Annotated in this window: 11 protein-coding genes; 10 read left to right on the forward strand and 1 reads right to left on the reverse strand. The window is 66.2% G+C overall.

Annotated features, from left to right (window positions below):
- Positions 1 to 24 precede the first annotated feature (24 nt).
- Complete coding sequence (locus tag BW991_RS08750) at positions 25 to 1,446, reverse strand: ABC transporter substrate-binding protein (protein WP_076601724.1); 1,422 nt, start codon at positions 1,444 to 1,446, stop codon at positions 25 to 27.
- A 425-nt stretch (positions 1,447 to 1,871) separates the two neighbouring features.
- Here BW991_RS08750 and BW991_RS08755 point away from each other — a divergent pair, with 425 nt between their 5' ends.
- The 10 genes from BW991_RS08755 to BW991_RS08795 all read left to right on the forward strand — a co-directional run bounded on the left by BW991_RS08755 (position 1,872) and on the right by BW991_RS08795 (position 15,146).
- Positions 1,872 to 2,633, forward strand: a complete 762-nt coding sequence (locus BW991_RS08755) for a DUF3348 domain-containing protein (RefSeq protein WP_244551649.1) — start codon at positions 1,872 to 1,874, stop codon at positions 2,631 to 2,633.
- The gene (locus BW991_RS08760; protein ID WP_076601726.1) at positions 2,630 to 4,840 is read left to right on the forward strand and encodes a DUF802 domain-containing protein; all 2,211 of its coding nucleotides are present in this window, start codon (positions 2,630 to 2,632) and stop codon (positions 4,838 to 4,840) included. Before BW991_RS08755 ends, BW991_RS08760 begins: the two co-directional genes overlap by 4 nt.
- A 2-nt stretch (positions 4,841 to 4,842) precedes the next feature.
- Positions 4,843 to 5,487 carry an OmpA family protein gene (locus tag BW991_RS08765; RefSeq protein WP_076601727.1) on the forward strand — a complete coding sequence of 215 codons (645 nt, stop codon included), beginning with the start codon at positions 4,843 to 4,845 and terminating at the stop codon, positions 5,485 to 5,487.
- Complete coding sequence (locus BW991_RS08770) at positions 5,480 to 6,238, forward strand: DUF2894 domain-containing protein (RefSeq protein ID WP_076601728.1); 759 nt, start codon at positions 5,480 to 5,482, stop codon at positions 6,236 to 6,238. Before BW991_RS08765 ends, BW991_RS08770 begins: the two co-directional genes overlap by 8 nt.
- A gap of 64 nt (positions 6,239 to 6,302) precedes the next feature.
- Positions 6,303 to 7,634, forward strand: a complete 1,332-nt coding sequence (locus tag BW991_RS08775; protein ID WP_076601729.1) for a GGDEF domain-containing protein — start codon at positions 6,303 to 6,305, stop codon at positions 7,632 to 7,634.
- Positions 7,635 to 7,919: 285 nt separating this feature from the next.
- Positions 7,920 to 10,577, forward strand: coding sequence for a type VI secretion system Vgr family protein (locus BW991_RS08780; RefSeq protein ID WP_084205017.1), 2,658 nt, complete (start codon positions 7,920 to 7,922; stop codon positions 10,575 to 10,577).
- A 12-nt stretch (positions 10,578 to 10,589) separates the two neighbouring features.
- Positions 10,590 to 12,404, forward strand: a complete 1,815-nt coding sequence (locus tag BW991_RS08785) for an esterase/lipase family protein (protein ID WP_212566873.1) — start codon at positions 10,590 to 10,592, stop codon at positions 12,402 to 12,404.
- Positions 12,401 to 13,675, forward strand: a complete 1,275-nt coding sequence (locus BW991_RS08790) for a T6SS immunity protein Tli4 family protein (RefSeq protein ID WP_139335908.1) — start codon at positions 12,401 to 12,403, stop codon at positions 13,673 to 13,675. The genes BW991_RS08785 and BW991_RS08790 overlap by 4 nt, the downstream gene beginning before the upstream one ends.
- Positions 13,672 to 13,875, forward strand: a complete 204-nt coding sequence (locus BW991_RS23660; protein WP_139335909.1) for a hypothetical protein — start codon at positions 13,672 to 13,674, stop codon at positions 13,873 to 13,875. Before BW991_RS08790 ends, BW991_RS23660 begins: the two co-directional genes overlap by 4 nt.
- Positions 13,872 to 15,146: a T6SS immunity protein Tli4 family protein gene (locus BW991_RS08795; protein ID WP_139335910.1), complete on the forward strand. Its 1,275-nt coding sequence runs from the start codon at positions 13,872 to 13,874 to the stop codon at positions 15,144 to 15,146. The genes BW991_RS23660 and BW991_RS08795 overlap by 4 nt, the downstream gene beginning before the upstream one ends.
- Positions 15,147 to 15,292: the final 146 nt, after the last annotated feature.

Raw genomic sequence — 15,292 nt, forward strand, 5'->3', positions numbered from 1 at the left:
CGCTGGCGGACATGGCCGGCCCGCTCACTTGGCCGAGGCGACGGGCGCGGTCGCGACGGCAGCCGAAGCGGCAGCATAGTCGAGTACGGTGCCGCCCTTGGCCTTGGTCCAGGCCTCGGCGTCCTCCTTCAGCAGGAAGGCCGACAGGCTGCCCTTGGCATCGCGGGTGAACCATGCCTGGTTCGCGAAGAGCTTGATGCCGGTGTTGCGATCGTGCGCATACACCACGCGCACCTTCTTGCCTGCGGCCTCCGCCGCCTTCGCCGCTTCGAGCGCGTTGCGCGGCGAGGCGTAGTTCCGCACCTGCGGCTCGCCGGCGATCCACACCTGGGCCACCTGCTGCGGGTCGGAGATGGTCTCGCCGGTCTTGGCGTCCTTGGCCTTCAGTGGCGACCTGCCGTAGTCCTTGAGCCTTGCCTCGTAGTCGAGCCCGGCCTGCTGGTAGGCGGCGCGGATGAAGCGGTCGTCGATGAACGCGTCGATGTCGAGATCGGTGTCGGTGCGCTTTAGCAGCTTCAGCGTCGCCGCAGCCGTCTTGGTGGCCGCGCGGTACTCGGGCTTCCACGTCTGGTCGCGGGTCTGGATGCCGAGGGGCCCGTGGAACAAGTAGTTCACCTCGGCCTCGATGCCGGTGATCTTCTCGATCAGTTCGCTGAATTTCTCCGGCTCGGCGGCGACCAGCCGGTCGGCTTCGATCGAGGCGCGCAGGTAGGCGACGACGACCTCCGGATACTTCGCCGCGTACTCCGCGTCCACCAGCGTGCCGTGGAAGGTCGGGTTCCTGGCCTGCGCACCGTCGTAGATCTTGCGCGCGAAGCCGCGGTACGGGAACAGCTCGGCGAAGGGCACGAAGTCGGCATGCGCGTCGATCTTGTTGGCCTGCAGCGCGCTGCCGCCGACGTCCGGCGCCTGCGACACGAGATTGACGTCCTTTTCCGGATCCCAACCCTGCGCGGTGATCGCCCGCAGCAGCAGGTTGTGGGCGGTCGAACCGAAGGGCACCGAGATCTGCTTGCCCTTGAGATCCGCGAGACTATGCACCGGCGAGTTCGCCGGGACGACGATGCCGTTGCCGCTGCCGGTGGTGCTGCCCGACAGCGCCGTGATGAACAGCGTCTTCTTGCCGGCTTTGAGGTGGGCGGCGTAGTTCAGCACGGCGGGGAAGTCCGCCATCGAGCCGATGTCGAGCTTGCCCGCGACCTGTTCGTTGGTCAGCGGAGGGCCGGAGGTGAAGCTCTTCCACTGGATGTCCCACTGGGCATCCTTGTACTTGCCGTCCCTGGGCAGGTACTTTTCGAGCAACTTCAGCTCGCGGATGATCAGCCCGCCCGTGGCGGTGTTGATGGTCGGATCCTGCGTGCCGATGGCGACGCGGATCGTTTCCGCTTGTGCGCTCCCGAACAGGAGCAGGAGGCCGAGGCCGGCAATGATCGAACGGCGTTTCATGGATTTTCCTCTTGCGCGGTCTGCGTTGAATACATTGCAGATGCTAAGAATCGGAGTGCGAAGGAAAAACCAAGAATTTCTGCTTTGCATATGCACCGCAGCCTGCATTGCTTAGCATTTACGGATACATGCGCAAATCGGCGGAGAAACCGCCCAATTGAAACAATTGTTCAGCATGTCCGATCGGTGCGTCGTGCCACCGGGCGTCCGGCCATGCGGGCCCGGCCTGCATCCCGCCCGGAGAGCCGCCCCCGCAGGGAAAAGCGGCTCGCCCGCGTCGGCGCACAAGCGCTTGGCGCCATCCGGGTCCATCCCGGCGCGCATGTCGCGAACCGGTCGGGCAACGCTGACCTGCCCCCCGCTTTGTAGTAGCCTTGCGCATTTTTCCGCCCCCTCGGGCGTCGCTTTTTCGGATGGCGCAAGGCTTGTCGCGTACGCATATCAACGGTTCCGGGCTGGTCCGCGCGCTCGGCGGGCTGACGGCCGCCGACGTGCCGGCGTCGAAGCAGTCCTTTGCCGACCGGCTCGGCCAATGGCTCGGTTTCGCGGATGCGCTCACGCTGTATTCCGCGCTCAACGCCGGAACCCCGGGCGATGCGGCGCCTCCCGCGATGCCGGTATCGCAGGACGCGGCGGCCCTGCGGCAGGCGATGGCCCGCGTGCGCGACGCCCTGGCGGAGTCGATCACGAACGACGGCGTATTCAGGCCCGGCCCGGCGCGGATCGAGCTGCCGACTCTCGACCCGCGGGCGCCATTGGAAAAGGCGGCCGACTTCGCGCCTTACCATCGCTACTATCTCGCGCACCAGCGGGACATGGCGGTGCGCATCGGCCCGCTGCGCGCGACCGTACGCGCGGCGCTGCAGGGGCGGGCGGCCTCCCTCGGACGGCTCGCCGCGCTCGATGCGGTGATGGACCAGGCGCTGGCGGCGCGGGAGCGCGACCTGCTGGCGACCGTGCCGGTGCTCCTCGGCCGGCGCTTCGAGCAACGCTACGACGCGCACTGCGCGACGCTGGCCGAAACGCAGACGGCGGATGATGCGGCCCGGTGGATGCAGCCGGGCGGGTGGCTGGCGGAGTTCTGCCGTGAGCTGCAGTCCGTGCTGCTGGCGGAGCTGGATCTTCGGCTGCAGCCGATCGCAGGGCTGATCGCAGCCCTCGACGACGAGATGACAAGGAAGCAATGAATAGAACCATCTGTATGGCGGCCTTCTTCGTGGGCCTGGTCGCCGTGTTCTGGGTCGGCGCCGGATATGTCGGCTCCAGCGCACTGGCGCTGGCCATGACGGCGATCATCGGCGCGGTCTATGTGACGGGCGCGGTGGAATTGCTGCGTTTCCACCGCACCACGACCGCTCTGGCGCGCGCACTGGACGGGATCCCCGCGGATCTGTCGCACCCGGGCGAATGGCTGCGCCAGCTGCCGCCGTCGGTGCAGAACCCGGTGCGTCTGCGCATCGAAGGCGAACGCGCGGGGCTCCCGGGCCCGGCCATGACGCCCTACCTCGTGGGCCTGCTGGTGCTGCTGGGCATGCTCGGCACCTTCCTCGGCATGGTCGTGACGCTCAACGGCGCGGTCATCGCGCTGGAAAGCACCACCAACCTGGAGGCGATCCGCGCTTCGCTCGCGGCCCCGGTGCGCGGCCTGGGGGTCGCGTTCGGCACCTCCGTGGCAGGCGTGGCGGCGTCCGCGATGCTGGGCCTGATCTCGGCCGTCTGCCGGCGCGAGCGCATGCAGGTCGCGCAAGTGCTCGACACCCGGATCGGCACCTCGCTGCGCGGCTTTTCGCTCGCGCATCAGCGCCAGGAAACCTTCAAGGCCCTGCAGCTGCAGGCGCGCGTGTTGCCCGAACTGGTCGACAAGCTGCAGGCGATGATGGAACAGATGGACCGGCAGGGCAGGGAGCTGGGCGAGCGCCTGGTGTCCGGGCAGGAACGCTTTCACGGCGACGCGCGCCAGACGTACTCGGACCTGGCTGTCTCGGTCGACAACTCCCTCAAGCTCAGCCTGACCGAAAGCGCCCGGCTCGCCGGCGAAACGATCCGGCCCGTGGTCGCTGCGACGATGGAAGGCATCGCCCGCGAGACGAGCGCGCTGCAGGCGCAGGTGGCCGACGCGGTGCAGACCCAGCTCGACGGCATCGCGGCGCGCTTCGACGACAGCGTCACCAAGGTCGCTGAAACCTGGAACGCGGCGCTCGCGACGCACGAGCGCACCAGCGATAACCTCAGCCGGCAGACGCAGGATGCACTGGGCGCCTTCGCCGAAACCTTCGAACGGCGCTCGGGTGCGCTGCTGACGTCCGTGGAAGAGGCTCACGCAGGCCTGCGCGCCGATCTCGCCGCCACGACAACCGCGCTGGCGCAGGAGACGACCGCGCTGCACACGCGGCTCGCCGACACCGTCGAACGGCAGCTCGACGGCGTGGCCGACCGTTTCGGCGGCGCCGTCACCGCCGTGGCCGATACGTGGACGGCGGCGCTCGCGAGCCACGAGCGCGCCAGCGAACACCTCAGCGCGGAACTGCACAGGTCGCTCGAAGCCTTCGCCGAAACCTTCGCGCAGCGCTCCGCCGCGCTGCTAGCGACGATCGGCGAAACGACGGCCGCACAGCAGGCGCAGCAGGCCGCGACGGACGAGGCGCGCCTCGCAGCCCACACCCGCGCGCTGGAGTCGATGGCGGCAGCGCTGCAGCGGGAATGGCACGAAGCCGGCGCGCAGACCCTCGCACGGCAGGAGCAGATCTGCACGACCCTGGGCGAGACGGCGCACGAGATCGCCGCATCGGCACAGGCCCAGGCCCGCGGCACCATCGACGAAGTCGCCCGGCTCATGCAGACGGCAGCCGAAGCGCCGCGCGCCGCGGCGGAGGTCATCGGCCAGCTGCGGCAGGAACTCTCCGCGAGCATCGCGCGCGACAACGGCCTCCTCGAGGAGCGCAGCCGCATCATGGAAACGCTGGGGACGCTGCTGTCCGCGATCAATCACGCCTCGACCGAGCAGCGTTCGGCGATCGACGCGCTGGTGGCCTCCGCGACCGAACTGCTGGAGCGTGCCGGAGCGCGTTTCACTGCGAATATCGAAGCGGAATCGGCGCGGATCGCCGGCGTCGCGGGCGAGATCACCGGCGGCGCCGCCGAGGTGGCCAGCCTAAGCGAGGCCTTCGGTCTCGCCGTGCAGCTCTTTGCCGAGTCCAACGACCGGATGATGGCGACGCTCGCGCGCATCGAAGGCGCGCTCGAGAAGTCCCTGACGCGCAGCGACGAGCAGCTCGCCTACTACGTCGCGCAGGCGCGCGAGATCATCGACCTGTCGATCATGTCGCAACGGCAGATCGTCGAAGACCTGCAGCAACTGCCCGGCCGGCAGGCAGCGCTCGCCGGCGAGGTGTGACGATGGACGAGTTCGACGGCGCCATCGATCACTCGACACCGGTCTGGGCGGTATTCGGCGACCTGATGTCGGGCCTGCTGGGGGCCTTCGTGCTGATCCTCGTCGGCGTCCTCGGCGTCCAGCTCGATCTCGTGACCAGCCTGGAAGCGGAAGTGCAGAAGCGCCGCGTCGAGGAACAGCGGCGCGAGGCGCTGGAAAAGGCCCTCGCGGTGCCGCTCGCCGCGGGGCGCGTGACCGTCAGCGACGGCCGCATAGGCATCAGCGGCAGCGTGCTGTTCGCGCTCAATTCGGACGAGCTGCAGCCCGAAGGCCGCCAGCTGCTGAAGAGCCTCGCGCCGCCGCTGGCTGCCTTCCTTTCTGTCAAAGACGAAATGCTGATGGTGAGCGGTTTCACGGACGACCGGCCGGTGCGCGACAGCAACCGGCAATTCGCCGACAACCTCGAACTGTCTGCGCAGCGGGCGCTGACCGTGACGCGGGCGCTGATCGAAGAAGGCGTCCCGTCCTCGTCGGTGTTCGCCGCCGCCTTCGGTCAGGAACAGCCGGTGGCGTCCAATGCCGACGCCGAAGGACGCTCGCGCAACCGGCGCGTCGAGATGGCGCCGGTTCCGAAGACGGGCAAGGCGGGCGCGGCGAGCAATGGCTGACGCGGGCACGTCCGGCGCCAATGCCGCGGCACGGATCGAAGCCCTGCGGGCGCAGAACGCCGAGCGCTTCGATCCGGTCGGTTTCCGCTTCATCGAGGCCCTCGCACGCCGCGCCGCAGCCGGAGGCGGCGCGACCCGAGGCGTGCTCGAGCGCCGGCTGGCGAAAGCCCTGTCCGACTGTCGCGAGCGACTCGACGCCGCCGGGCGCGTGGCGGGCGATGCGCTCGCTCGCGGGATCGCGCGCTTCCCCGAATCCGCCGACCCCCTGCGGCAGTGCCGGGACGCCGGCGACCTCGCCGGCCTGCAGCGCCTGCTCGCGCGACTGGAGGGGCAGGGCGGCCAATCGCCCTTGGGCGGGCTGCTCGCCCACATCGGCCGGCACGCGCCCGAGGGGGCGACCGGCAGCTCCGGCCATGGCGGCCACGGTGGCGGGGCTGTCTTCCCCGCGCCGCCGGAACTCAAGTCCCTGAGCTTTTTCCGCAGCACCTGGTCCCGCCTCAGCCTCGACCGGCAGCTAACCGACGCCTTCGCCCAGGCCCCCGAAAACGCCGGCCCGCTCAACTCGCATCACCTCGTGCTGCAGGCGCTCGGGCAGATGCGCGACATCTCGCCCGAATACCTCAGGCAGTTCATGTCCTACGTCGACGCCCTGCTGTGGCTCGATCAGGCCGACAGCAGCCGCATTCCTGCCCGCAACAACGCGCCACGCAAGAACGCCGTCCGGGGCGAGCGCGAGAAGAAACGCAGGTAGTCCGGTCGAGGATTCGTGTCAGGTGACCTGTCACGGCCCGTCGGAATGCTAGTAATCTGTTCGGATGGTTACGACCGCCCACGCCGACCGCCTGCCCAGCTTTGTCGATCTGCTGCTCGACGCAGTCTTTCTCGTCGACGGAGGCGGACGCATCGTTCACGTCAGCGCCGCCTGCGAACGCATGCTCGGTTACACGCAGCAGGAAATGATCGGCCGGGAGCTTTTCGAGTTTCTCGTCCCCGAAGACCGCGCGCGGACCGTCGAGGAGGCCGGTGAAATCGTCGCGGGACGTTCGCGGATCGGTTTCGAGAACCGCTATGTCCACAAGGACGGCCGTCACGTCCATCTCATGTGGTCGGCGCGCTGGTCCGAAAGGGACCGGCTGCGCATCGGCGTCGCGCGCGACGTCACCGAGCTGAAGCACGTCGAGGCCATCCAGCGCGCCACTTACGCCATCTCGGAAGCCGCGCACGAAGCCGAGGATCTCGACGTCCTGCTGCGCGCGATCCACCGCATCATCGCGGGCCTGGTGCCGGTGGCGGGCCTTGCCCTTGCGACCTGTGACAGGCGGACCAGGAAGCTCAGCTTCTCCTACCAGCGGGACTGCCACGGCAAGCCAATGGCCCTGCACGAACCCGTCGCATGCGACTTCTGCGCCCAGGCCATCTGCGGCGGCCGCCCGATGCATTTGCGCGAGGCGGCGCTGTCGGGCGCCGCAGCGCAGTCCGGCGACGACGGATCCTGGCTCGCCATGCCGCTGATCGCGCAGCACGACACGATCGGAGCGCTGGTGCTGAAAAGCGATCCGGGGATCCATTACTCGGACAAGGACAAGGAGCTGCTGCATTTCGTCTCCGAGCAGATCGCGATCGCCATCGACCGCGCCCAGCTCAAGGCCGACCTGCTGCGCGCGGCCCGCTACGACGAGCTGACCGGACTGCCGAACCGGCGCCTGTTCAACGACCGCATCCAGTCGGTCGTCGCCCGGTGCGTCCGCAATCAGACCCGCCTGGCGGTGCTGTACATCGACCTCGACGATTTCAAACAGGTCAATGACTCGCTGGGACACGCGAACGGCGATCTGCTGCTGCAGGAGGTCGCCCGCCGGCTTCAGCGATGCGTGCGCGGGACCGACACGGTTGCCCGCCTCGGCGGCGACGAATTCGTCGTGCTGCTCGAGGACGTGCACACGCCCGAGGATGCCCGCGGCGTCGCGGACAAGATCCGGGAAGCAGTGAGTCACCCGATCGACCTCGACACGTGCGTCCTGCGCACGCAGGCAAGCATCGGCATCGCCGTCTATCCCGAGCACGGGCAGGAAGTGGAGCGGATCCTGCAACACGCCGACGCGGCGATGTACGCGGACAAGCGGAACAAGAGCCTGCAGTCGATGTAGGCGGGCGGGGGAATGGGCCGGGGTTTGCTGCCGCCATGAAGCTTTGGAACCGCACTTCATGGCGCCTGTTTCATGGGGCAAGTTCAAATCGCTTCGCCAAGCTGACGGACTTCGCAACAGGACCTACGCATTCGGCTTCAGCCCGAGGGAGAGCCGGCGAAGTGGATTCCTCCGGTGATCTCCGCGATATGCCTCCTTTGATGCTCGGGGAGAATATGTTGCCAGGATTGACAATGACGTAGACATATCTGGACAATCGAATTTCTGCTTGAATTCGAATCGTCCATGGATTTCTCCCTCTCGCAGCACGCCTCGTCCGCTGTCGATTTCCTGAAGAGATTCACCGACGCGACCCGGCTTCTTTCGCTCCACCTTGATGCGGGGCAGCCAACCTCTCATGCGCTGCTGATCGAGCGGCTGGCCGGACGTGAAGCACTGTCCGAGTGCTACCGCTTCGAATGTGAATGCCTCTCGCCCGACGCGGGCATCACCCCGGACAAGCTTCAGGGCAGGCGAGTCGGAATCGCACTCAACGGTGCGGCAGGCGGAGCGCGCTGGTTCAACGGCGTCATTACCCGGGTGGAGCATGTGGGCGCAGAAGGCGGTTTCGCCCGTTTCCGGTTCACCATTGAGCCCGATTTCGCCTTGCTCGGTATCGGGCGGGTGGCACGCACCTATCAGGACAAGAGCGTTCCAGACCTTATCGCCGAGGAGCTTGCCCGCTGGCGGACCGCCATTCCTCTCCTTGATTGGCGCTTCGACCTCCATGCCAAGTACCCCGTGCGCAGCTACACCGTCTTTCACCAGGAAAGCGCCCTCGCCGCCGTGAGCAGAGTGGCGGCCGAGGAAGGCATCGGGTTCTACTTCGAGCACCTGCCGGCCGAGGGGCGCCAAGTCGGCCTTACGCGCGTGGTCTTCTTCGATACGGTCGCCGGCTTGCCGAACAATCCGCAAGCGAGCGTTCGCTTCCATCGGGCGGATGTCACCGAAGCCGCAGACACGATCGACCGCTGGCGGCGCATGGAAACGCTAGCCCCGGGGGCAGTGGCGCTGCAGAGCTTCGACTACAAGGGCGTGATAAGTCTCGCCGCGGCATTGCCGAGCGAGCGAAATTCGGGCGCGGGCGGTGCGCTGATGGCGGCGCTCACGGACTATGCGCCGCAAACCCAGCGCTACGGCTCGGGCAGCACGGACCTCGAGCGCTATGCGCGGCTGCGAATGGAAGCCTATGAGGCCCATGCCGTGACCGTCGAGGGCGAAGGCTGCGTGCGATCAGCCCTGCCCGGCACCGTTTTCGCGCTGACCGGGCATTACGCGGTGGCTGCGCCGGAGAACCGTTTCCTGCTGGTTGCGGTCGAGCACGACATCCGCAACAACCTGCCCGCCAATCCTCTGACTGGCCCACACGACACGACGACGTCCCGCTCATCTCTGCGTCGGGAGGGGGAACCCGGTGAGGGGGCAGGGGCAGAAGCCGGTTATCGAAACCGCTTCACCGCAATGGCGGCCAACCGCCCGTGGCGCCCTCGCTACGACGCCACCGCGCACGCCAAGCCCACCGCCCCCGGCCCTCAGCCGGCGACTGTGGTCGGCCCGCCGGACAGCGAAATTCACACTGACGGGCAAGGCCGCATCCAGGTGCAGTTCCACTGGGATCCGGAGGGCAGGAACACCTGCTGGCTACGGGTTCTCACACCCGTCGCAGGGGCGGGCTGGGGCACGATCGCGCTTCCGCGCGTGGGGCAAGGCGTGCTCGTGGACTTCATCCAGAACGACATCGACCGCCCCGTCGTGCTCGGTGCCCTTTACGATGGCGATCACTCGCCCCCGCGCTTTTCGGGAGCCGGAGCCTACCCTGCAAACCGCGCGCTCTCCGGGTACCAGAGCCGGGAGGTTTCCGGCACCGGCTTCGGCGAACTCCTCTTTGACGACACGACGGGTCAGACAAAGACAAAACTCTCCAGCGAACACGGCAAGACCCAGCTCAATCAGGGCTGGATCGGACATCCGCGCGAGGAGGGGCGTTCCGAGCCACGCGGTGAGGGCTTCGAGCTGCGCACCGATCTGGCCGGCGCGCTGCGCGCGGCGCAACTCCTGCTCTCCACGGAAGTTCGGCCAGGTGCGACCGGCAAGACGCTCGACCGCCAGGAGCTGCTGGGCAACCTGGAAGTGGCGCTGGCGATCGCCAGGCAGTTGGCCGATCTGGCGACCACGCACGAAGCTGGCAGTACCGACACCAAAGCTCAGCAGGAGCTGCTTTCCGGCATCGAGCAGTGGGAGAGTCGACGCGGTGCGAACGCCGCTCCCGCCATCGCCATCTCCGCGCCGGCCGGCATCGCTCTGGCGAGCGCCGGTAGCGTCCAGGCTGCAGCCGGCACCAACCTGGACTTCACCGCCGTTCAGGACGCCAACCTCTCCACCGGGCGCAAGCTCGCACTGCGGGCCGAACAAGGGTTCTCCGCCTTCGCGCACCGCGAGGGCCTGCGGCTCATCGCCGGCCGCGACGACATCCGGATCCAGGCGCATGCCGGCCAGATCGAACTCGGCGCGGCCAAGCCGCTGCACGCCTACTCGCTCGAAACGCTGTTGTTCGAAGCGCCCCAGGCCGCGATCCGCGCGGGGGGCTGCGAAATCACGCTGGCCGACGGCACGATCACCCTGAGTGCCGCGAACGGGGTCAAGATTGCCGCGCCCGACTTCAACTTCGGTGGCAGCTACTCGGGCCGGCTCGATCTGCCCGGCGTGCCCGCGTCGAGCCTCAGGACCGACGAGCGCATCGCACTTGCCGGCCGGGCCGGCCAGGCGCGCGAAGCCGTGGCCTACGAAGTGAAGGATGCCGAAGCGGCCGTGCGCGACGCCGGAGCGAGTGCTGGCGACGGCGCTACGCAGACGCTCGTCACCGACACCGCGATGGCTCCGCTCTTCCTGCACCTGAAACCCTGATTGCCCCGCACCATGCCCGACGCAACCCCTATCCCTGTCCACCGCCAGGCCACCCGCCGCGTCGCGCTCCAGTTCGACGAGCACGGCAACCCGATGTTCGCCACCGTCTGCAGCCCGGAGAGCTTCCCGGCGCGCGCGCTCGCCGTCGCGCCGAAGCGCCACGTGATCCCGGTCATCTTCGTGCCGGGGATCATGGGGTCGAACCTGCGTACCAAGTACGAGTTTGACGAGAAGCGCGCGCCCGCCTGGCGACCGCCGAACAGCAAATGGCAGGGCATCAAGGAATGGTGGTGGCGGAGCGACCAGAAACCGAAAGAACGTCAGGAACAGCTCACGCCGTGGCGCTGCGAAGTCGATCCCGGTGGCGAGATTTCGCTGACCTCCAGCACCTACTCCCTGACAACGGCCGAGGCTCGTCGTCGTGGCTGGGGGGAAATCAACTGGGGTAGCTACGGGTCCGTCCTCCTGGAACTGGAGCGGGTGCTCAACGATCAGTACGAGGACTGCGGGCAACGCGATGCGAAAGTCATGGCGACGTGGAAACATGCCATGACGCTGCGTCGACCGCAGGAAGGGAAGGGCGACCTCGATCTCGCCAAGGTCTGGGGGGTGGTCAAAGGCGAATGCACGCCCCTTACCGAGGACGAGTTCAAGCGCCTGGACGACTATTACTATCCGGTCTGGGCATGCGGTTATAACTGGCTCGAAAGCAACGAGGAGTCGGCCAAGCGGCTGGTGGCTCGCATCGACGAGGCGCTGGCCTGGTACGGGCGACCGGAATGCCATTTCATCCCCGAGGGCCGGGTACTGATCGTGACCCACTCGATGGGGGGATTGGTCGGACGGCGTGCCGCACAGCTCGCGGAAGACAGGATTCTCGGCGTCGTGCATGGGGTGCAGCCGGTGGGTGGGGCGCCCGTGGTGTACCGGCGCTTCCGCGCGGGCACCGAATCCGGAGGTTGGTGGGACATGGTGGGTAACATGACGGCGACCGTGATGGGCGCGGACGCTGCGGACATCACATGCGTAATGGCGAACGCACCGGGGCCACTGGAATTGCTGCCAACCAAGCACTACCCGTCGGGGTGGCTGCGCTTCGAGTATGAAGCGGACGGCAAGACCGAAGAGCTTATGGAGGCTTTGCCGAAGGCGGATCCGTATGCTGAAATTTATGCAAAACGCGTTCAGGATGTTTGGTGGGGAATGGTCGATGAGACACTCATCGATCCAGCAGGGCTGGCAAAAGAGGCGGATACGACCCCGATCAAGATGTACCGCGAAGCACTAAAGGCTGCGGTGAAGTTCCACGATGGACTCAAGCTCCATTTCCACCCTCGGACATATGCACACTATGGCTCAGATACGGATCGTGCGGCCTTCGGGTGGGTCCGCTGGGTTAGCTCGGATGACGTGCCCGGACCCATGCGAGAGAAACTGAAGACCCTGCAGGCAACAGAATGGACGCGGAAAGGCAAGGCGAAGCTTGGAGACCGTGCGCAACCCGTCCGCCTGAAGCTGGCGAACCGGGCCGTTCCTGACAGTGCCGAGGACGATAATGCAGGCGATGAAACGGTGCCGCGACCCTCAGGGCTGCTCGCCGAGAAGGGGAACGTGAAGACGGTGTTTTGCATGAAGGGCTTCGACCACCAGAGCAGTTACGCTAACCGTGACGTACTGGACAATCTCTCCTGGTGTCTGGGCAAGCTCATCCTGGATGCCAAACCGATTTCCGAAATAACACAAAGCAAGGGAAGCGCATGGACCGAACCTTCCGACGCGGACTCCTCGGGGGCTGCTTCGCAATCCTCGCAGGAGGAAGTGCAATGAACGACATCGCCGCAGCCGATGCCGCCCCTCCCTCGGACAAGCGTGTGGCATGCTTTGGCCGCTTCATGATCGATGTGCCATCGGGGGCCGACGTGGGTTATGCGGATGCCGAATACCGCTTCGGTGTTGTCCATACGAAACGAATTGCGCTCGACGGAAGCAACTTCGCGGCGGCTATGGAAGAACGGGAGGCGCGCTATCGGAACGTTGATGAAAACAGGGACCGCGCTCTGAAGCAGACACTATCACCATCACCTGAAAGTCGAATCATTGTGACTTCAGAACGCATATTCGGCGACGACGACTATGGCTTTGAAGCGTACCGTGTGGATCACGGAGTATTGTTCTCAATCGAGCAGAAGAATTACGAATCGGCCGTCATGCGCGCAAAGGTTCTCCCCTTTCTCAACGAGAAACTGCTACCGAGCCTCCGCGCCCGCGCCCCAGACGAAATCCCGACTGATCCGGGCCTCTGCATCCGCGACGGTTTTATTGCCAGCGACGGCAGCGAGGGGGCTTACGAGCGCACCAACATCGGCTTGCACTTCAAGCGTTGGCCGGATTTGGCCTTCAGCGTCACGACATCAATCGAGCGCAAGGCCGAGCCCACGCTGCTGGAACGGCGGAAGAACAGGGCAGTGCCGGATATATTCAAACCGCTTCTGTTCCAGATCAAGACGTTGCGTGAAGGGCGGCATGATGTCGGGGGGCTGGCGGCGGACGAATCGCTGGTCATGATGCCCACCGACCATGGTTACAAGGTTCATATGTTCCGCTGGGAGTCTCATCCGGAGCTGAATGATCCCTTCAAGCCATCGATCGTGGTCGAACTCGAATCCGGCCGCGGCCCCGATGGCGACCAGCAGCCGACAATCAGCGAAAAGGAGGCGGTCGAACTCTTCGACGCCGTGGTCAATTCGATCCGCCTGCGGCCCACCGGCCCGGCCAGGACGAGCGAGGCGCCGTCGCCGAGGACGCCGCTGGGCGCATTCGTCCGCAGCGGCGAAGTCTGCACGCAGACGGGCTGGTGGCAGTGCCCGGACGGCGGCGAGCTCGAAGGCGGCAATCGCCGGTTCCTCCTTGCCGGCGAAGCCATGCCACCTGCCGTGACGCTCGGCGCACCGAGCCTGCTGCAGCGTCTCAGCGGCGAGCGCCCGCGCCACGAGGCGCCGACGGTCTGGAAACTGGTGGCGTACGCCGAAGAGCAGCCGCCGACTCCTGATCCCGTATCCGACGTGTCTGCGCCAAGGGAAGGCTCGACTGGTGCGTGAACGAAGAGATTACGAAGATCGCGCTGGTCGGCCTTGTCGGTCTCGACCTGCGCGAATTGCGGCCTGTTCCGGACAAGCTCATCCAGCAAGCCAGACCAATCTCCGAACTACCGCAGAGCAAGGGAAGCTCATGGACCGAACCTTCCGACGCCGACTCGTCGGCGTCTGTTTCGCAATCCTCTCTGGAGGAAGCGCAATGACCGACATCGCCGCAGCCGATGCCGCCCCTCCCTCGGACAAGCGTGTGGCATGCTTTGGCCGCTTCATGATGGACGTGCCATCGGGGGCCGAAGTGGGTTATGCGGATGCCGAATACCGCTTCGGTGTTGTCCATACGGAACGAATTGCGCTCGAGGGACGCAAATTCGCGGCGGCTATGGAAGAACGGGAAGCGCGTTATCGGAGTGTCGATGAGAACAGGGATCGCGTACTTAAACAGACACTATCACCATCACCTGAAAGTCGAATCATTGTGACTTCAGAACGCATATTCGGCGACGACGACTATGGTTTTGAAGCGTACCGTGTGGATCACGGAGTATTGTTCTCAATCGAGCAGAAGAACTACGAGTCGGCCGTCATGCGCGCAAAGGTTCTCCCCTTTCTCCAGGAGAAACTGCTGCCGAGCCTCCGCGCCCGCGCCCCTGATGAAATCCCCGATGAACCAGGCCTTTGCATCCGAGACGGGTTCATTGTCAGCGATGGCAGCGAGCAGGCCTACGAGCGCATCAACATCGGCTTGCGCTTCAAGCGTTGGCCGGATCTGGCCTTGAGTGTCACGACGTGGACCATCCGCAAAGCGGAGCCGTCGCTACTGGAGCGGTTGAACGGAGAACCCGTGCCGGATATCTTCAAACCGCTCATCTCCCAGATCAAGACGATACGCGAGGGCCGGCACGACGTAGGTGTGATTGCGGGAGAGGAATCGATGGTCATGCTGCCCACCAGCAAGGGCTACAAGGTCCATCGGTTTCACTGGGAATCGCATTTCGAACCGAACACACCCTTTAAACCGATGATCACCGTCATGCTCGACACCGGCCGCAGTCCCAACGGCGACCAGCAGCCGACAATCAGCGAAAAGGAGGCGGTCGAACTCTTCGACGCCGTGGTCAATTCGATCCGCCTGCGGCCCACCGGCCCGGCCAGGACGAGCGAGGCGCCGTCGCCGAGGACGCCGCTGGGCGCATTCGTCCGCAGCGGCGAAGCCTGCACGCAGACGGGCTGGTGGCAGTGCCCGGACGGCGGCGAGCTCGAAGGTGGCAATCGCCGGTTCCTCCTTGCCGGCGAAGCCATGCCACCTGCCGTGACGCTCGGCGCACCGAGCCTGCTGCAGCGTCTCAGCGGCGAGCGCCCGCGCCACGAGGCGCCGACGGTCTGGAAACTGGTGGCGTACGCCGAAGAACCGCGGCCGACTCCTGATCCCGTATCCGACGTGTCTGCGCCGCAGGAAGGCTTGACCGGCGTGTGATCAGAAGATCACGGCATCTCTTCATGCCGTCGGCCGCTCGCGAACTCGAGGAAGACCGTGGCCCCGGCGTGAAATGTCCGTATCCCGACTTTCCGCACGCCTGACCGACCGGATCCTGCTCGCGGCCGAGCTCATGCCGTGTGCTG

Origin of the sequence: Aromatoleum tolulyticum (genome assembly GCF_900156155.1) — a bacterium.
Lineage (GTDB): Bacteria > Pseudomonadota > Gammaproteobacteria > Burkholderiales > Rhodocyclaceae > Aromatoleum > Aromatoleum tolulyticum.